Origin of the sequence: uncultured Erythrobacter sp. (assembly GCF_947499705.1) — a bacterium.
GTDB lineage: Bacteria > Pseudomonadota > Alphaproteobacteria > Sphingomonadales > Sphingomonadaceae > Erythrobacter.
Genome location: NZ_CANMPJ010000001.1, coordinates 2462677 through 2480407 on the forward strand (window position 1 = coordinate 2462677; position 17731 = coordinate 2480407).

Consider the following 17731-nt stretch of genomic DNA (forward strand, 5'->3'; position numbering starts at 1 on the left):
ACATAATTGCGCACTCCAGCTTCGTTCGGGGGAACCGTAAAGCCCAGCTCTGGTTGCTACTGCATGCACTTTGACGCGACCCGTGAAGCCGGTCTTGCCCGCCTCGCCGAATTCCTCCCGCGCGCCGGACGCGCCTATGCCAACAATCGCAATCATGACGATGGGGTCGAGCGAACCAATGTGTCGCAGCTCTCCCCTTGGCTCCATGCCGGGTTACTGAGCGAAGCGGAAGTGGTGGACGCAGTGTTGGCTCAGCACAGCCCTGGTGCAGCCGAAAAGTTCATCGCCGAGGTTTTTTGGCGGGTCTACTTCAAAGGCTATCTCGAACAGCGGCCAGCCATTTGGGATGATTATTGCGAAGGGCGCGATGCGGCACTCTCCGCGCTCAAGGGCAATACTGGCCTGACCACCGCCTACACCAAGGCTGTTGAGGGTCGGACCGGGATTGAAGCGTTCGATCACTGGGCCCGCGAACTTGTCGAAACCGGATACCTCCACAATCACGCAAGGATGTGGTTTGCGAGCATCTGGATCTTTACGCTCAAGCTTGATTGGCAGCTTGGCGCGGATTTCTTTCTTCGGCACCTGATCGATGGGGATGCTGCGTCGAACACGCTAAGTTGGCGTTGGGTCGGCGGACTGCACACCAAGGGCAAGACATATCTTGCGCGGCCCGACAACATCGCGCGCTACACCGCCAATCATCCCGATGGACCGTTCGCTGCGGATGGCCTTTCCGACGACGCTCTGCACCTTGAAGAAGGTCACGAGTATAGTCGGCAACAGCTCGACCTGCCTGGTGCTCCGCCTTCCAGCATGTTCGACAAACCCTACGCGCTGCTATTGCACGATGAAGCCGCCAGCCATGTGCCGCTCGACCTGCCAAGCCCTCCGACACTCGTAATTGGCGCGGCCCGGCCAGAGGCTCGTTCGTCCGGTGAGATAGGTGCTGATGCGCGCGTATTTGCCAATGGTGCCGTGCAGAGCGGGATGGAAGAAGCTGCAGCCGCTTTTGGATGTCCGGCACGCCCATGGCCGGCCGAAACCAAGCTCGCCGATATCATCGCGCATGACGGGATCGAGCGCATCGCCGTCCCCTACCTGCCAACTGGCTGGACCCGTGATGCGTTGATGCCGGAACTCGCGCCGATGAGCGATGCTGGCCGGACCGTCTTCCTGCTCGACGATCTGAACCGAGCGACCTGGCCACATGCCAGAGCCGGGTTCTTCGGAGTGAAGAAGAAGATCGACGGCGTGCTAAGCGAACTTGGCATTGCCGGGACCCGCGACGAGGCACAGTCCGCGCTCCCACTCGGCTAGTCGATACTCACCGGCCCGCCGCCCGCACCACCGCATGCTGTATTCTGCTTAAGCAAGGCAGCTTCATTGGGCACCGAAGGGGCCGACAGAGTGTACTGAAAACCGGAGAAACTGTTCACCTGCAGCATATCGCCGCCTTGCGCGCGGTAACGTGACGTGAACGCCCTGTAGCGCTCTTCCAATTGCTTTTTGGCTGCGTCACCCGCGGCGCCAACGGCATTGGGAACCTTGCGGCTGATCCGGCGGATCACCCAGCGATGCGCGTTCGGATTGCCGGGTTCTGCGGTCATCGAAACCAGCACAGTGGTCGGATTGCCTCCGCCAGATGTGAAAGTGCCCTGCATCGTCTGCGTCTCGCAGGCGGCGGTCACGCCTTTCATGCCCGCCAGCGCGCCATTGTCGAACCGGCCATCCGCGAGATAGCCGATGATCCCGGCGAATGAGCCGCGATAGCGGTTGTTGGTCCGGTTGGTTTCACCGCGCCCGAGCGAGCGGGATTTGGATGGCTCGGGATTGCGCTCGCTTCCCGGCTTGATGGCGGTGTCCCATTGAACGCCTTCGAGCGCTTCGATCCCATCGCCCAGACAGAGATTGTCGACGCAAGCGCGCCCTTCCTTTGCATACTGCGCCCAAGCAGGCGCCCCAGGCAGTCCTGCCACCAACACAGCACCGCTCAGTGCCAAACATCGCTTGATCATGTTTCCCCCTCTCATTGTTCCAGCCTCAATGCCCAAGGCGGCGCCCGAAGAATTGTAAAACCTCGTCAGAGGCGCAGTTAACCATCCGATTACGCCTGATCTTTATGGTCCCTTCGAGGAATCAACCAGGGTCGGACATCATGCAATATCCCAACCGCATTCAGGCCGCGCTTGTCTTCGACGAGCGGATCGACGTGCTCGATGACATCGTGCGCGATTTCGCCAAGGTTGAAGAGATGAAGACAGGGACGGTCTTCAACGTGCCTGAATCCAACCCCGGCAAGTTCCACCGGCTGTTTGGCGGCGGCGAATTGATGCTAACCTTTGAGTACATCGAAGGCCCTGCAAATCCGGAAGCGTTTCGAGGGGCACTCTCTTCGGCGATCACCGGGATCTACTGCCCAGACATTCGCCAGCGTCTGGAACGTTCGAAGAGCCATATTCTTTTGGAGGCATCGCATGGTGCGCTGGGCGGGGTGGAAGAGAACCCCAAGATCGCGGCAATGTTCGAACAGATCGGGCGCCGTCCGTCCGGTTTCAGCCAGGCGGAGTTCGAACGCAGGCTAGAAGTTCTGGCATTGATGAGCCGCATCGTGACCGATCATGCAATGCCGAGCGCAGTGCATTGGACCCAGTCGGACCAGTTGATCGCGGGCGAAAATTTCGACGATTTTGCGGCCGCTGAACCGCCCAGCCCACTGCACATCCACCCCTATCTGTTCAGCCCACCCAAGGCGCTCGGCGAGCAGCAGGCGGTGGGCATACGCACATTCGGAGCGCGCCACTGGCTGGGCCGCGAAATCCTGATCGAGCCCAGCGTTCTGCCATGGGCTGCAAACTACGAGACAATCCTGACCTTCCTGCGCATCGCGACGGTCGAGAACGGCTACGTCATTCCTGATGGCGACACCTTCGGCCCTGAAGATCGCAGCCAATCCTACCGCGTGACTTATCACGATGCTGGACAGACCGAGGACGACCTGACCGCCGAAGAAGGTGGCGTCCCGCTCTACAAACTCACTCCGCTCAAACACACCGAATATGACTTTCTCGATGAGAGCCATGTGCCGGACGAGAACGTGATCGACGACCGCACATTTCCCCCAAATCTGATGCCTGCCGATCAGGACGCCAAGATGGAAGAGGCCAATCGCTGGCGTGAGAGCCGCGCGCTCGCCGAAGGCATTGGTGCAACTTTCGAAGTTCGTGCACGCGGCGAAGGCAGTGAAGCTCCACCCGAGCCACCTGCTCCGCCGCCGACACAGGTCAGCGCTCCAACGCCCAGCAATCCCGGGCTTCCAGCGGTCAGCGGTCGCGGCCTGCGAGCAAAGGTGTTTGGGCGCAAAGAAGCGTAAAGCCTAGGCACCACGCCCCAGATTGCGTGCCCGAGCACGCACCGAAGCTGCCGTATCCTGTTCCGCCGCTTGCAGCGCAATGCCAAACCGCGCATCATATTTCGGGTGCTCCCTGGCAAGCCGGCCAAGCGCATCAAGCGACCAAGCCCGCAGGAACGGGCGCTCGTGATTCAAAAGCGGCTTGAGCCAATCGGCCAAGCCTGCCGCACTGGAAGTTGAGATTGGCAAGTATCGTACCGACTGGCAAAGATGCAATTGCGCTGGCCATGATCTGACCTGAGGCAGCTGAGCAAACAGCGCATCGACTTGATCCAACTCAATCGCCGTCCCCGCTTCGATCGCCGCCTTGAGCAGCCACGTTGCACCATCAGCAGTGTTGCCATCGGGGTCCGCAGCGAGATCGATCAGTGACCGCAGATAGTCAGTCCCGCCTCCAAACTCCGCTTCGATTTCGCCAAGAATTGTCGTCGCACGCCCATCATACTGAGCGAGCCTTTTGCGAAGCGACTGCGCAAGCGTTCCTGCCATGCCGCAACCTAAACAGAGGCGGCTTGCCGGGGAAAGGTCACATCACCTTGTCGGGACGCTCGTCGTGCTTGTGCTTCTCACCCTTTCCGAAGATGCGCTCCAGACGCTGGGCGAGCGTGTTCGCCGCGATGCGTGCAGCGGAATCCACGTCAGAAGCCTTGCCTGTCACGCCAATCGGCTTGCCACCACGCGGGCGAGCTTCGATTGTGCAGTGCTTGTCATCGTCGCCGCCTTTGCGGGCGTTCTCATCGGACACATGCACTTCGACGCGGGTCAGCCGGTCTTCGAACCGCGCGATCTTGTGACGGACCGCAGCCTCGATACGTTCGGCAACGTTCTCCGTGCCCATAACCGAGCTGTCGGAGTTGAACTGGAACTGCATGCTGGACATGGGGGATGCCTTCCTCTCGAATGCTATTGTGTACCATTCGATATGGTGAGCAGCGCGCGATTTGCCAGCGAAATCGCATTCGATTTGCGGCACAAAGTGCCAGGCCAGCGTTACTCGCTGGCAAGCGCCTCGGCTTCGCGTTTTGCAGCGCGCTCGGCATCGGCCTTGGCCCGGTCATGCGCGACTTTGCGAGCCTGGTCGGCAAGTGCGCGCCAGGTCTTTTCGGAGCGAAGCTCGCGCTCTCGCACATTCTCAAGAGTAGCCTTTTCCGCAGCAGCAGCAGCAGCGTCAGCGCGCTCGGAATAGAATTCGTATGTCTGGGCCATGGGCCAACCTTTTCCTGTCTTTTGGGCTTTTCGGAGAATCGGTGAAGGGCGCACGCCGTAGCGCGCGCCCTTCCGAATGCGATTAGTCAGCAGCCGACAGGTTGACGGCGGCTTCCTTGCCATTGCGACCAACTTCAACGTCGAAATTGACGCGCTGGTCCTTGTCGAGCGACTGCATGCCAGCGGCCTGAACGGCGCTGATGTGCACGAAGCTGTCGTTGGAACCATCGTCAGGCTGGATGAAACCATAGCCCTTGTCGGTGTTGAAGAATTTTACGGTGCCAGTCTTGGCCATGTGGTGTTCCCTTCGAGAACGTAAGTGCCCGCAAGCGAAATTGCCTTTGGGTGTAGTGTACAGCCGGTTCGCGGATGCGAACTGGAGGCGTCAAATCGTTCTGAGAAAGGAAGTCGTCGTCTGGTTTTCGCCGGGGGCCTGTGAAGCCAAGCGGCGGTCGTCAAATCTCGAAGTCCGTCGCAAATTCCGACGTCGGCACAGGTCTACTAGCAGGTCTTGTGGAAAACTCCTAATTTCCGCGTCGCGGCGAGTCTTTACCGCGCTCGTGGCAATGATCGGAATGCCGCTGGCCTTGCCGCCCAATCCGAGGCAAGATCAACGCTTATGATCCGAACTGCGCCTCACCCTTTCTCCATCCGAGCGTTCATTCTGGCAACGTGCGCGGCGGGATTGTCCGCCTGTGTCGGTGCGCCCGGCCCTGTTGGGAATGCCTCGGTCCCGGAGCCTGCCCGCCCGGTTTCGCTCGCCGCATATCTTGGCCAATGGTACGAATATGGCCGGTACGAAGCGCCGTTCCAGAAAGGATGCGAGGGAGTTACGGCGGAATACTCCCTGCGTGAAACCTCAGGCGACGCCCGCATTCGTGTGATCAATTCGTGCTACAAAGATGGACTGGATGGCGAGTTCGACCAATCGACCGGCAAGGCCAAGGTCGTCGAAGGCAGCGACGGAGCCAAACTGAAGGTGAGCTTCTTCGGCCCGTTCTATGGCGATTACTGGGTGCTGGATCGCGGCGAACCGGGAGTGGACGGAACCTACCCATGGTCAATCGTGGGCGAACCGAGCGGCCGGTATCTCTGGATGCTGACCCGAGAGGCGCAGCCGGATGCGGCGCTGAAAGCTGCTCTGGAAGCGCGGGTAAGAGAGCTTGGCTATGATTGGAGCCTCGTGCGACTGACCCAGCAGCCGCCCCCATGACGGCCCCCGCAATCACCATCCTCGTCGATGCCGACGCCTGCCCGGTGAAGGACGAGGTGTACCGCGTGGCCGACCGCTTCAAAGCCGAAGTCCGGATCGTCTCCAACTCCCCGTTCCGCATCCCGGACAATCCCCGCATCAAGCGCATCGTTGTCGATGATGGCTTCGATGCCGCCGATGACTGGATCGCCGAGAACGCGACCGACCGTTCGGTGGTGGTCACCGGCGACATCCTGCTGGCCGAGCGCTGCCTGAAAGCGGGCGCACAAGTGCTTGCGCACAATGGCAAGCCCTTCGATGCCGCCAGCATCGGCAGCGCCATCGCCACCCGCGCGATCATGGAAGACCTGCGCGCCGGAATGGACGGCATCGGCGGAGGGCCGCCGCCGTTTTCGAAAGCAGATCGATCAAGGTTCCTGCAGGCATTGGACCGGGTGCTGGTGGGTCTAAAGCGGTAGGTCCGCCACCCAGCCAATCTACACAGAACGCTCCCACCCCTCATTCTGGAGCACCAGCGACTGGATCGCGACCGCATTGCTGTTCGCGTCCAGCTCCGGCATCGCTTGGTATTCGGACACCCAGCAGCGATAGATGTTGTAGGCCATCACAAGCTGCCCCGCCTCGTTATAGACCTCCAGGACAATGTCTTTGCGAAAATCCTTGAGCGACACGTCCTTGTTGCCGCTCGAACTTCCCTCTTCGCTCACCGTATTGTGATAGTCCCAGACCTTGTTCGCCCATTGCTCGAACGCGGGATCATGCGTCACGCCGCGCTCAAGCGTGATGGCTTCATATTCGCTCTGCCCTGGCATGCGGCGCGGGCCCGATGGGTCTCCGCCTGACCGATGAGCGACAATTTTGGTGGACCGTGAAAGCCCGCTGACCTTGGAAATGGCGGCGACATAACGACCGTCCCATTTCACCCTGAACTTGAATGAACGATAGGGATCGATGCCGGCAGTAGCTTTGGGAAAATCACTCATGAGCCTTCCTCTGCCACCGGCGTTACCCGCGCCACGATCTTGATCTCGACCAGCCCGTCTTCGGCGAACAGTCGGTCGATATCGATCGCAGTCCAGGCCGGGAACGGCGCCTTGATCACCTTGTCCTTCGCGGCAGAGAGCGCGGGCATCGACTGCTCGATATCGACATGGAACGTGGTGATATCCAAAGCGTCGTCCCAGCTTGACCCGGCGCGCTCCAGCACGAACCCCAGATATTCGAATGCGCGGTCATAGACCTCCGCCTCAGTTTGTCCCTCACGCGGCGGGCCTACGATCACGCCGGAGAGGTAGACGGTGCCATCGTGGATGACCGCTTCGGAGAAACCGAACTCTTCGAACATTGTCCGCCCGCGCTCGCTGGAGGGCATGATCGTTTGCTTGGCGGCAGGGGCCTCACTGGTCTGGTGCTCATCGGCCAGAGCCGGGACGGCCGAGATCGACAGGGAGGCGGCGATTGGAGCGGCGAGTTTGATCATGCGGCAGGGTCCTTTGCGAAATGCACCTATCTGCCCGCAAGCTATCGCAGATGGCCCGCATCGGCCACCGCCTCTGCCAAAGGCTCAGTTCCGCACCCGCCGCAGCAAGCTCGCGGCGACATGGCCCTCCACCTCAGGGCAATAGCGCCAGTTGCGGTTCGGGATGTCCGCCGCATCGGGAATGGTGCGCCCGCAGCGCACGAAGTCGCCGGTTTCGAGGCGGTCGAGCATCGTGCTGCCAATGGTAGGGCGTGAGCGGACGGCGGCCCAGCCATCGCTGCGAGAGACCACCACGAACATCCGGGTCTCGGTCGCATCTCGGCTGGTATCGGCGGGTGTCTCGTCACGGCCCACGGCGTCGCTCAGCTCAGCCTCATCCTCGCCCACTTCCGGATCGGGCATGTCGGGCACGTCCGCGGGCGCGTCCGGATCGGCTGGATATTCCTGCTCTTCCTTGGCTCCGCCGCCTTCGCCGATGACGCCGGAATTGCTGAGCACCGTGATCAGCCCGCCAATCGCGACGATCATTCCGGTGCAGGCGGTGATGATCCCTTTGACCGAGCCGAGAAAGCCCAGCGACATTCCGGATGCAGCGCCGCCCTCGCTGTCGCCCTCTTCTTCCTCGCCGCCCTCTTCCAAGAGATCTTCCTCAGCCCTCTCTTCGGAGGCTGGCCCGTCACCATCTTCCATGTCCTCGTCGAGCATATCTCACCGCCCCCTACCGTCCAGATTTGCCTTTCAAAGACCAACAGGCACACCGTGTCCATGGATGAAGTAAAGATTGGCGCGAACATACAATGCTATTCAAGAATACTGTCGGGATTGTACAAATTTGACATTCGGCACGGCCGCCAATCACTTACCGTTTCGAATCAAATATCAGATTCATTTCTAGCGAATCCAACCGAAGTTGACACAATTGACACCCTGTCACCCACATGGCTGAGCCGGAAACCCGCAGAACTCTGCGAAAAATCGCTGGTTTTGCGAAGTTGACACTTGTCCAACTCGATCAACCCTCCGCTTCCTCGCCAAAATCCTCGTCGTCGAAGTCATCGTCATGGCAGTCTTCATCGTCGGCATATTCCTCGTACAGCGCCTCGCGCTCCAGCCGCATTTCCTCAGCCCACGTCTCCGGCCCGGTTTCGACCCGCGTCAAGAGCCGTCCGAACTCTCCATCACGGTAGGCAAAGCCGGGATGCGTTTCGCCCATATAGGGCGGAGCAAACCGATCACGCATCAGCAGCAGCGCGACCGTCAGCCGCTCATCGAACTTACGCGAGGTATGGACCAGCTCGCCTTTGTAGAAGTGCGGAACTTCGACGCCGTTCAACGCCCGCTCCATCGCTGCCTCGGCAAGCGCATCGAGCCTGCAGCGCAAGGCCGCACCCCAAGCCAGATCGAACGGCTCCCCCTTGAGCCGCGCCCTCAAGGCATAGGCGGATTGCCGCGACATCCCCGCTGCGCGAGCGGCCTGCGCGACGGAGTGCGACGAGGCGAGCGCGCGCAGGAAAGTGGACTGGCGGTCGGTGGTCCAGCCATCGTGGCGCCGGGTTGTGGTGAGGGCGCCAAGAGAGGCTGGAGTGAGGGTGTTTTCGGTGCTGATCATCCTGGAGGATAAGGCAGAATTTGGCTGAGTAGGAAAGGCGCGCCCGCAATGGGACTTGCTCCATTGCGAGCGCGCAATTCCAGCTATCCCGGCCATCTGGTGGCCGGATCGTGAACGTTCAGACTTTAGTTGAACAGATTGTTGTCGACGACGGTCGTCCCGTCTGCAGCGAGGATTGCGTAGCCATCATCCTGGACATCATTCGACTTGAGACGGCCTTCATAGCCAACCCGGTACTGGAATGCCGAGCCATCGCTTTCGAACGACACCTGCGTCCATGCGTGGGCGCTGTATTTCTCGTCCAGCTGCGCAGCATTGTCCTCGAAGAACTTGGCGATCGGAGCAGCGTCCACTTCCGAAAGCGGGATCAGGTAGTTTTCCAGATCGAAATCCTCTGGATCGCCGGAAACGGAAACTTCGACCGGATCGGGACCGCTGAACATCTTGGTGTAACCGTTATAGGAAAGGCCGACCAGTTTGCGGGGATCTTCCGGGTCCTGATAGTAGATGTTGCAGACTTCGACCGCACCGGCTTCTAGTGTTTCGCTGGCATCGACGTCGGTCCCGGCGCTGAACATGGTGGTGATGTCGGAAACCTTGGTTTCCGGGTCCAGCTTTTCCCTGGCCGCCTGGAAACACACATCATGCCCGTCGGCAAAATTCATCTCCCCAGCGCCAGCGACATTGGCAAGCTCACCCGCCAGATCCTGCGCGCCATCACAGGCGGCAAGGCCTAGCGAGAGCGAAGAGACAAGCAATACGGAACGAACAGACTTGGATTGAAACACAGTAATAACCCCCCTTGAAAATACGACAGCGCAGGTCGCTAGCGCAAATGGCGGCGCAGTCAAATTTGCTTGGGTAATTTCAGGGGGATGGGGAGCTTGGTTTGGCTCTTTGAACAAGTCGAAGCTTATGACTGAACTCTTGGTTCCAGCCTCTTCAAATGCGCCCAAACTTCCGACCGAGCCTCTCACATCGGCAAATTTCAACGTTCGGGCCCGCAATTACAACGCTGGCTAACACGCTGGCTACAACGCCACGCCGTTATTGGCGATCACCTGCAGCGCGATTTGCCTGCAGCACGTGAAGGGTCGCAAGCCCGCCCGCTCATCGGACCGGAGAGCGAAAAGGTGATGGCTTGCGACCCGGATCGCAGAAACCGGTCCAACAAGGAAATTCGTAATGGCTACCCCCTCTACTTGCTCGTCAAACTTCCGCCTTTGCCTGCTGGGAACGTCCGCAGCCGCTGCCATCCTCATCGTCAGCCCCGCGCAGGCACAGCAGACCTGTGACGCAACGGGCGCTGGCACCCCCGCAACTGCATCTGGCACCGGCAGTGTGGCTTGCGGCCCTGACAGCGTCGCCAATGGTGAAGCTTCGGTCGCAGTCGGTTCGAATGCTTCTGCCGCAGGCGACGAAACCGTGGCTGTTGGCTCCGGCGTTGTGGCAACCGGCGAAGAGGTCTCCGCAGTCGGCGTTCGTTCGACTGCGCTCGGACTGGAATCGTCGGCAATCGGATACGAAAACCTCGCAGACGGCTTCGGCGCATCGGCGCTCGGCGGTGAAAACGAAGCGACCAGCCAATTCGCCACCGCGGTCGGCTGGGCCAACACCACCACTGGTCAGAATGGCCTGACAGCTGGACGCGGAAACCAGGCCACCGGTCTGAACTCCGCCGCAATCGGCAACCAGTCGCTTGCCAGCGCTGAAAGTGCACTGGCTGTCGGTGACAATGCGCAGGCGACAGGCCTTGGCAGCGCGGCTGTCGGCCTTGGATCGATCGCCAGCGGCGAGGAAGCATCGGCCATGGGTGTCCGTGCAAGCGCACTCGGGCTCGAATCTGCGGCGTTCGGTTATGAGGTCGTCGCAGACGGCTTTGGCGCCACGGCTGTCGGCGGGGAAAGCGTCGCCACCAGCCAGTTTGCGACTGCGGTAGGCTGGGCGAATACCGCCAGCGGTCAGAATAGCCTTGCCTCCGGTCGCGGGAACCAGGCCACCGGACTGAACTCCGCCGCAATCGGCAACCAGTCGGTCGCAAGCGGAGCGAGTGCACTCGCCGTTGGTGACAACGCGCAGGCCACCGGCGAAGGCAGCGTTGCTGTCGGTGTCGGTTCCGTTGCGAGCGGTGAGGAAGGCTCGGCTGTAGGCGTCCGCGCAACCGCGCTTGGTCTGGAATCTGCCGCTTTCGGTTATGAAGTCGTCGCCGATGGTTTCGGAGCAACCGCGCTGGGCGGTGAAAGCGTAGCAACCAATCAATTCGCAACATCGGTCGGCTGGGCAAACACCGCCAGCGGCCAGAACAGTCTTGCCGCCGGTCGCGGAAATCAGGCCACGGGGCTGAACGCGGTCGCTATCGGCAACCAGTCTATTGCGTCGGGCGATAGCGCGGTCGCAATTGGCGACAACGCCCAGGCCACAGCCGCATCGAGCGTCGCAATTGGCACAGGCTCCATTGCCGAGGAAGAAAACGTCGTCTCGGTCGGTTCAGCTACCACGCAGCGACGGATCGTAAACGTCGCCGCAGGCACCGCCGCGACAGACGCTGTCAATGTCGCGCAGCTTCAGGATGCGTTCGATACACAGTCGCAGCAATTCCAAGACGCCTTCGATGTACAATTCGGGCAGCTTTCGAGCGGCCTCGCCGATCTCGATTTCCGGTTGGAAGACGCGATCGACGATTCCAACGCCGGTATCGCAGGCGCGATGGCGGTCGCGAGCATCCCTCAGCCGATGAATGTCGGCAAGACAATGATCGGCATGGGCACCGCGACGTGGGGCGGCGAAGTCGCCTTTTCCTTAGGCGCCTCGCACGCGTTCAACGGCGGAGTGTTCAAGGCTGGCGCGACAATCGACGGGCGCGGCAATGGCGGCGCGAACGCCGGCGTCGGCTTCGAATTCTAATAACAACTCGGGAGGGTGCGCGACCCGATCCTCCCCTGACTGTGCCACTCTCGCTGACGCGGGAGTGGCCTTTTTTTGCCTGCCGCGCCTTACCCGATCACAAGCAGCCCAGCCTTCACGACCTCCGCAAAGTGCCCACGCGCCAGCGTGTGATTGTGATGCGCGATTATCTGTTCGGCTACGGCTAATAGCGCAAGCATATCAAACGCCGTGTGTCCGTCCGCGATCGACACCTCCGCAGTTCACCCAGCCGCCAAACATCTGTCGAATCCGTACAACGTGATCCCGGACCAAGCTGGTAGCCTGATCACCGGTCTGGCTCATAAAACTGCTTGGCTAGATAATATGTCGACGTGGCAAGGGGAAAACCAATGGGCCGTTCAAACACGCTCTTCGCAGGTGTGGCGCTGCTCGGCGGAGCCTCGCTTGCGGTGGCTCAAGATAGCCGGCCGATCATGAATGTCTGGTCCACCTCCGAAGGCGAGATGGAGCTACCCGTCGAACCGTTCGTAGGTGCCCCTTTCCGTGCGCGCTACGATCAGGACAGCGGCAGGATCATCGGGACATTCTCGTATAACGAAGACGGCGAGCTTCAGTTGGTCGGGAACTGGATTGAAACCTCCTCGAGCCGGAACTGCGACTATCCTATCGACGGCAGCATCAATTGGGGCACATTCGTCTACACCTTCAAAGGCAACTACTCATCTTTTGAAGGGCTCTATGGGTGGTGCGACGAGAGGCCCAATGCCTACTGGACCGGCCAGCATTCGCGCAGCAAAACCGACGCCAATGCCGCCCCTTCCAGCGCTGCAGTCAAGAATCTGATCGAGCGGCTTAAGATTGAGCGCCAGCGATCTGGTCCGCGACCGGCGGGCAGCGGGCCTGCAGATTATAACGACTACGACCTGTCCCAGCTTGGCGATCGGCTGGATGAGCTTGGGATCCCGGATCAGGACCTCCAGACGCTGATCAGCCAATTCTTTGGCGAAGACGGTGCATTCGATCCGGGCAAGTGGGACAAGTTCTACGATTTCGCCAAGAGGATGCGCGTTACGCCATCGCAAAGGCAGGCCGCCCGCAGCTTCGAACGTGATTTGCAGGACCTGCTCAAACTACCGGACGAGGCAATCGAGTACCTCAAGGGTCGCTTCTACCAAAGCGATGGGCTGCATGACGACATCATGAATCAGGTCTTCGGAGGGAGTTACCAGGACTTCGCACTCAACTCGCTCGCCAAAGATCCGAAACTTATCGAGCTAATGGGTGAGGATGCGAAAGCACGCCTGTCGGAGCTGACGGACACCAGCCCCAAATTCCCAACGGTTCGCGCACGCGGCGCTGATGATACCGATCTTCACCCCCGCGATTGCAGCTACAACGCAGTCCTTGAAAGAATGAACCGCGCGGATCCGAGCTTTGCCATCAAGTACCGGATACATGTCCTGTATGGATCTGCCCTATCAACGATTTCAGGCCGCCAGGGCGGCGTCGGTTCTGCGGTGACCCGGACCCGTTTGATAGCGGGAGTTCGAGACGCAATTCGTCAATGCGAACGCGACCGAAGCAAGTTGTGAGCAGGGGGCATTGGCTAAAGAAGTGCGGCGTGGGCTGCGTACCCGCTCACCTTGCCATAATGCCAGCAACCTAGCTTACGCCCTCACCGCTGCCGCACCCATTTCTTTCCGTCGGACAGGCGCCATTGCAACTGGCCAGGAAGCTTGATCGAGTTGGGATCATTCTTGGGAATGAAGATGGTCGCTCGGGTTTGGTTCCACGCGGCCTGACCGAACTGCTCCCCCGCCTCTCTGCTAGGCATCTTGGCCGAGAATTCGGCGCCCGAATTGACCCACACAAGCCATGTCCCGCCATCGACACCAGCGAGGCGATAGCCGCGCAAGATCTCCATCCCATTGCTGTAGCCGTAATACTCCATCCGTTGATTTGCGGCGCCAACGAATGCGGACAATGTGCGATCTGCTTGCAAGCGAAACTCAATCGATCCACCCAGCTCAAGGTTGACCCAGGTTCCCAGGATCGGAGCCAAAAGGTTGCAATCACGCTCATAGTCCGGGTCGAGCAGCTCGCCATCGACACGCTCGCACAGGTCTTCTCCCAGCGGATCGGCCGCTGGCTCGGGTGGAGGGCCAGACACATCGTCAAGCTCGATCACTTCGCCATCTGTACAGACATCGCCGCCATTCGGCGTCGACTTCTGCTTCGCACGGTAATCGCGGACGGCTTTCTCGGCACCCTCGAAAAAGGGCGGCGCGTTGACCGTCCAGATGCTCACAGCCTCGACGTCGATCGCTGCCGTGTTTGCGACGCCGACGCCACCCTTGCTCACTGTCCGCATCTGATCGCCGATCAGTTTCAGCTGACGGCGAATTCCTCTGAGCTTGCCGAGTTTGGCTTCCGCACTGTCCAGATCGCAAGCCTTCAAATCCGCATCCAAAGCATCGCTGAGGTAGCGCGGGTGACAGGCCTTTTTCATGCGTGTGTGATATTTGTCGATCGCGGTTTTGGCGTTCCCCATATCGACGATGGTCTTGAAACGCCGGCGTCGCTCCGCAGTCGACTTTCCTCGTATGGTTGCAGTCAGCAGAGCGATACGCTGATCGTAGTTCGTTTTCGTTTGCTCGAATTCTTTCTCGAGGAGGAAATATTCGGCCACAACGCAGCCTGCCTCCATGTCCGCAACCCGCTGTCCAAACACGGTCTTCATCCGAACGGTTTCGCGGTTTTCGTCGGTGATTGCGGTCTCTTCTTGCGCGGACGCTGATTCCGCAAAAGCCTCACAGAGTGGTGTTGTAAGGGTGGCTGCGACGACACAAGTAGCGGTGAGCAGCTGGCCTGAGAATGATCTGCGCATGCCTGTCCCCCTTGTGAGTGCGAGCGACCGCAGGAGAACGATTAGCACGGTGCTGCGAAACAAGGTTGTAACGCCGCGACAAGCGGTCGATCACGCATCTGCCCGCGAGTTCAAAATCCAAACCCAAGCTCCGCAGCTTCCACAACCTCCGCAAAATGCCCACTCGCCAGCGTGTGATTGTGATGCGCGATGATCTGTGTTGCGGGCAGTGCCGTTGTGTCGAAGGTCGTGTGTCCGTCCTCGATCAGTGTCACAGCCAGACCGCGCTCGAATGCGCCGCGCACGGCGGTGTCCACGCAGAATTCGGTTTGCATGCCGCCGATGATGAGTTCGTCGATGTTGGCGGCGCGCAGTTTGTTGATCAGGTCCGTGCCGTGAAATGCGCTGCATTGGCGTTTGATCGTTACGTCTTCATCGCCTCGCGGGGCGAGTTCGTCGACAAAGTGAAAGCCCTCGCCATCGCGGGCCAAAGGGCTTCCTTCCCCACCATCATGCTGGACGAAGAACACGGGCATGCCGTGCGCGCGGGCCTGTGACAGCATGCCTGCGAGCTTTTCGACCACCTCGCGGCCCTTGTGAGGCTCGCCGTGGCTGAACATGCCTTTCTGGACATCGATGATCAAAAGCGCGCGTGTCACGGTATCCCTCACTCTTCCGGCAAATAGTGCCGCTCGCCAATCGCTTTGTACACCCGGCTCAATTCGCCGGTTCGAGCACCCGGGGCGTTGCCACGAAGGGCTGCTCCTCGATCACCCGCAGGCATGATGCGATGCGCGTCCTGTCGCTGATCAGTCGGACGAACTGCGCGTCGCAACCCGATATCGGCTGCGGGTAATCGGTAATCTCCGCCCCAAGCAACTCTCTAGCTCGTTCCAATGCGCGCTGCGCCGTTTCCAGTTCGGCCTCGTAGGGTAGCTGACTCATCTTGGATCCTCCGCCTTCACATACAGATCCCCGCCGTCGCGATATTTCTCGCTCATCTCTTCCATGCCCTTCAGCGCGGCGGCCTTGCTGGCTTCGGCGGTGTCCGCGCCCAGCTTCTCTGCGGCGAGGAAGGTTTCGGGGCTTTCGTTCTGCCTGGCGGCGAAATCGCGGACTTCCTGGCTGATCTGCATCGAGCAGAATTTTGGCCCGCACATGGAGCAGAAATGCGCAGTCTTGGCGCCTTCGGCAGGGAGCGTCTGGTCGTGGAATTCCTCAGCCGTCTCCGGGTCGAGCGACAGGTTAAACTGATCCCTCCAGCGGAATTCAAAGCGCGCTTTTGACAACGCATCATCGCGGACCTGTGCAGCCGGGTGACCTTTCGCAAGGTCAGCGGCGTGAGCGGCGAGCTTGTATGTAACCACGCCGACCTTCACATCGTCGCGGTCGGGCAGGCCGAGGTGTTCCTTCGGAGTCACGTAGCAAAGCATCGCGGTGCCGTACCAACCGATCTGCGCTGCGCCGATGCCGCTGGTGATGTGATCGTATCCCGGAGCGATATCGGTGACGAGCGGGCCGAGCGTATAGAATGGAGCTTCGCCGCACACCCGCAGCTGTTTCTCCATGTTCTCCTTGATCTTGTGCATGGGCACGTGGCCCGGCCCTTCGATCATGACCTGCACGTCATGCGCCCATGCGCGGTGGGTCAGCTCGCCGAGAGTGTAGAGTTCGGAGAATTGCGCTTCGTCATTGGCATCCGCGATCGAGCCGGGACGCAGGCCATCGCCGAGCGAATAGGCGATGTCGTAGGCCTTCATGATCTCGGTGATGTCGTCGAAATGTTCGTAAAGGAACGATTCCTTGTGATGCGCGAGGCACCATTTCGCCATGATCGATCCGCCGCGGCTGACGATGCCGGTAACCCGCTTGGCCGCCATCGGGACGTAAGCGAGGCGCACGCCTGCGTGGATGGTAAAATAGTCGACGCCCTGTTCGGCCTGCTCGATCAGCGTGTCGCGGAAGATTTCCCACGTCAGGTCTTCAGCGACGCCGCCGACCTTCTCCAGCGCCTGATAGATTGGCACGGTGCCGACCGGCACGGCGGAGTTGCGGATGATCCATTCGCGGGTGTCGTGGATGTTGCGACCGGTGGAAAGATCCATGATTGTGTCCGCACCCCAGCGGGTGGCCCACACCATCTTGTCTACTTCGTTCGCGACGTCCGATGCGACGGCGGAATTGCCGATATTGGCGTTGATCTTGACCAGGAAATTCCGCCCGATCGCCATCGGCTCGCTTTCCGGGTGGTTGATATTGTTCGGAATGATCGCGCGGCCCCGCGCCACTTCATCACGCACAAATTCCGGGGTAATGATGGTAGGAATCTCAGCCCCCCAGCTTTCGCCGTCACGCACGAGATCGGCGGCGATTTCGCGGCCCAAATTCTCGCGCTCAGCGACGTATTCCATCTCGGGCGTGATGATACCTTGGCGGGCATAGTGCATCTGGCTGACATTGCTTCCAGCCTTGGCACGCAGTGGGTGTTTGACCGTGTTGGGGAATTGCGGGACGCCGCCTGAGCGGTCCGGGCCTAGCTGGCCGTTATCCTCCGGCTTCACTTCGCGGCCTACATATTCCTCCACGTCATCGCGGGCCATGATCCAGTCCTGGCGCAACTGCGGAAGGCCTGCGTTGATGTCGATACTGGCTTCGGGGTCGGTGTAGGGGCCGGAGGTATCATAGACCCGTACCGGCTCTTCACCGCCCTCCAGATCGATCTCGCGCATCGCGACCCGGATGCCGGAGCCTGTGCGCGCGCCAACATGGATCTTGCGGCTGCCACGAATGGGGCCAGTGGTTACGCCAATTTCTACGGGGGAATTGATATCGGCCATGCTTGCGCTTTCTCCTAAAGGCGGAGTGCGGGCCGGAAATATGAAACCGCCCGCTCCCTCCGCCGATGCTAATCGGTTCAGGTTCAACGGGTCGTGGGGCGCTACGCCCACCTCTCAGCATTTTCCGTCTGGCCGCTCTCGCAAGCGGTTCGCGGAAGGCGCGCTCCCCGGGGATAGCCCCGGCATAGAGTTTATTGGCGCCGGAATCCACCCTTGGTGTGC

21 protein-coding genes and 1 riboswitch are annotated in these 17731 nt (G+C 60.3%); of the genes, 6 read left to right on the forward strand and 15 right to left on the reverse strand.

The window, feature by feature from the left end; all coding sequences use genetic code 11:
* The first annotated feature begins 63 nt into the window (after nt 1–63).
* Nucleotides 64–1320, forward strand: coding sequence for an FAD-binding domain-containing protein (locus tag Q0837_RS11540; protein WP_298469123.1), 1257 nt, complete (start codon nt 64–66; stop codon nt 1318–1320).
* Here the strand turns inward: Q0837_RS11540 and Q0837_RS11545 are convergent.
* Nucleotides 1317–2018 (reverse strand): hypothetical protein, encoded by a 702-nt coding sequence (locus Q0837_RS11545; RefSeq protein WP_298469125.1) that lies wholly within the window; start codon nt 2016–2018, stop codon nt 1317–1319. The genes Q0837_RS11540 and Q0837_RS11545 overlap by 4 nt on opposite strands.
* Nucleotides 2019–2158: 140 nt before the next feature.
* On the opposite strand from Q0837_RS11545, the gene Q0837_RS11550 reads away from it, so the two are divergent.
* Complete coding sequence (locus Q0837_RS11550) at nt 2159–3373, forward strand: hypothetical protein (protein ID WP_298469129.1); 1215 nt, start codon at nt 2159–2161, stop codon at nt 3371–3373.
* 3 nt (nt 3374–3376) lie between these two features.
* On the opposite strand, the gene Q0837_RS11555 is transcribed toward Q0837_RS11550, so the two are convergent.
* The 4 genes from Q0837_RS11555 to Q0837_RS11570 all read right to left on the reverse strand — a co-directional run bounded on the left by Q0837_RS11555 (nt 3377) and on the right by Q0837_RS11570 (nt 4913).
* Nucleotides 3377–3901, reverse strand: coding sequence for a hypothetical protein (locus Q0837_RS11555; RefSeq protein ID WP_298469130.1), 525 nt, complete (start codon nt 3899–3901; stop codon nt 3377–3379).
* Nucleotides 3902–3938: 37 nt separating this feature from the next.
* Nucleotides 3939–4292, reverse strand: coding sequence for an HPF/RaiA family ribosome-associated protein (locus Q0837_RS11560; protein ID WP_298469132.1), 354 nt, complete (start codon nt 4290–4292; stop codon nt 3939–3941).
* Between the two features lie 110 nt (nt 4293–4402).
* Nucleotides 4403–4618, reverse strand: coding sequence for a hypothetical protein (locus Q0837_RS11565; RefSeq protein WP_298469135.1), 216 nt, complete (start codon nt 4616–4618; stop codon nt 4403–4405).
* Between the two features lie 82 nt (nt 4619–4700).
* Complete coding sequence (locus Q0837_RS11570; protein ID WP_298469137.1) at nt 4701–4913, reverse strand: cold-shock protein; 213 nt, start codon at nt 4911–4913, stop codon at nt 4701–4703.
* 324 nt (nt 4914–5237) lie between these two features.
* Between Q0837_RS11570 and Q0837_RS11575 the strand changes: the two genes are divergently transcribed.
* Nucleotides 5238–5831: a lipocalin family protein gene (locus Q0837_RS11575; RefSeq protein ID WP_298469139.1), complete on the forward strand. Its 594-nt coding sequence runs from the start codon at nt 5238–5240 to the stop codon at nt 5829–5831.
* A complete protein-coding gene (locus Q0837_RS11580) occupies nt 5828–6289 on the forward strand; it encodes a YaiI/YqxD family protein (protein ID WP_298469141.1) in 462 nt (153 codons plus the stop codon). The genes Q0837_RS11575 and Q0837_RS11580 overlap by 4 nt, the downstream gene beginning before the upstream one ends.
* Before the next feature lie 18 nt (nt 6290–6307).
* Here Q0837_RS11580 and Q0837_RS11585 read toward each other — a convergent pair whose 3' ends face one another.
* The 5 genes from Q0837_RS11585 to Q0837_RS11605 all read right to left on the reverse strand — a co-directional run bounded on the left by Q0837_RS11585 (nt 6308) and on the right by Q0837_RS11605 (nt 9708).
* The gene (locus Q0837_RS11585) at nt 6308–6814 is read right to left on the reverse strand and encodes a phage tail protein (RefSeq protein WP_298469143.1); all 507 of its coding nucleotides are present in this window, start codon (nt 6812–6814) and stop codon (nt 6308–6310) included.
* Nucleotides 6811–7311, reverse strand: a complete 501-nt coding sequence (locus Q0837_RS11590) for a Rid family hydrolase (protein ID WP_298469145.1) — start codon at nt 7309–7311, stop codon at nt 6811–6813. The genes Q0837_RS11585 and Q0837_RS11590 overlap by 4 nt, the downstream gene beginning before the upstream one ends.
* Nucleotides 7312–7395: 84 nt before the next feature.
* On the reverse strand, nt 7396–8016 hold the full coding sequence (locus tag Q0837_RS11595) for a hypothetical protein (protein ID WP_298469147.1): 621 nt from the start codon (nt 8014–8016) through the stop codon (nt 7396–7398).
* A gap of 307 nt (nt 8017–8323) precedes the next feature.
* Nucleotides 8324–8920, reverse strand: a complete 597-nt coding sequence (locus tag Q0837_RS11600; RefSeq protein ID WP_298469150.1) for a hypothetical protein — start codon at nt 8918–8920, stop codon at nt 8324–8326.
* 125 nt (nt 8921–9045) lie between these two features.
* Complete coding sequence (locus Q0837_RS11605) at nt 9046–9708, reverse strand: hypothetical protein (RefSeq protein WP_298469153.1); 663 nt, start codon at nt 9706–9708, stop codon at nt 9046–9048.
* 397 nt (nt 9709–10105) lie between these two features.
* Here Q0837_RS11605 and Q0837_RS11610 point away from each other — a divergent pair, with 397 nt between their 5' ends.
* A complete protein-coding gene (locus Q0837_RS11610) occupies nt 10106–11824 on the forward strand; it encodes a YadA-like family protein (protein WP_298469155.1) in 1719 nt (572 codons plus the stop codon).
* Nucleotides 11825–12025: 201 nt separating this feature from the next.
* Here the strand turns inward: Q0837_RS11610 and Q0837_RS11615 are convergent, their stop codons facing one another.
* Nucleotides 12026–12148, reverse strand: a complete 123-nt coding sequence (locus Q0837_RS11615) for a hypothetical protein (RefSeq protein WP_298469157.1) — start codon at nt 12146–12148, stop codon at nt 12026–12028.
* A gap of 47 nt (nt 12149–12195) precedes the next feature.
* Here Q0837_RS11615 and Q0837_RS11620 point away from each other — a divergent pair, with 47 nt between their 5' ends.
* Nucleotides 12196–13398 carry a hypothetical protein gene (locus tag Q0837_RS11620; protein WP_298469159.1) on the forward strand — a complete coding sequence of 401 codons (1203 nt, stop codon included), beginning with the start codon at nt 12196–12198 and terminating at the stop codon, nt 13396–13398.
* Between the two features lie 83 nt (nt 13399–13481).
* Here Q0837_RS11620 and Q0837_RS11625 read toward each other — a convergent pair whose 3' ends face one another.
* The 4 genes from Q0837_RS11625 to thiC form a co-directional block, all read right to left on the reverse strand.
* Nucleotides 13482–14693 carry a hypothetical protein gene (locus Q0837_RS11625; protein WP_298469161.1) on the reverse strand — a complete coding sequence of 404 codons (1212 nt, stop codon included), beginning with the start codon at nt 14691–14693 and terminating at the stop codon, nt 13482–13484.
* 110 nt (nt 14694–14803) lie between these two features.
* Nucleotides 14804–15331, reverse strand: coding sequence for a cysteine hydrolase family protein (locus tag Q0837_RS11630; RefSeq protein WP_298469164.1), 528 nt, complete (start codon nt 15329–15331; stop codon nt 14804–14806).
* A gap of 58 nt (nt 15332–15389) precedes the next feature.
* A complete protein-coding gene (locus Q0837_RS11635) occupies nt 15390–15617 on the reverse strand; it encodes a hypothetical protein (RefSeq protein ID WP_298469166.1) in 228 nt (75 codons plus the stop codon).
* On the reverse strand, nt 15614–17509 hold the full coding sequence (gene thiC / locus Q0837_RS11640) for a phosphomethylpyrimidine synthase ThiC (protein ID WP_298469169.1): 1896 nt from the start codon (nt 17507–17509) through the stop codon (nt 15614–15616). The genes Q0837_RS11635 and thiC overlap by 4 nt, the downstream gene beginning before the upstream one ends.
* A gap of 36 nt (nt 17510–17545) precedes the next feature.
* A riboswitch (TPP riboswitch) is annotated at nt 17546–17689 on the reverse strand.
* Between the last annotated feature and the right edge of the window lie 42 nt (nt 17690–17731).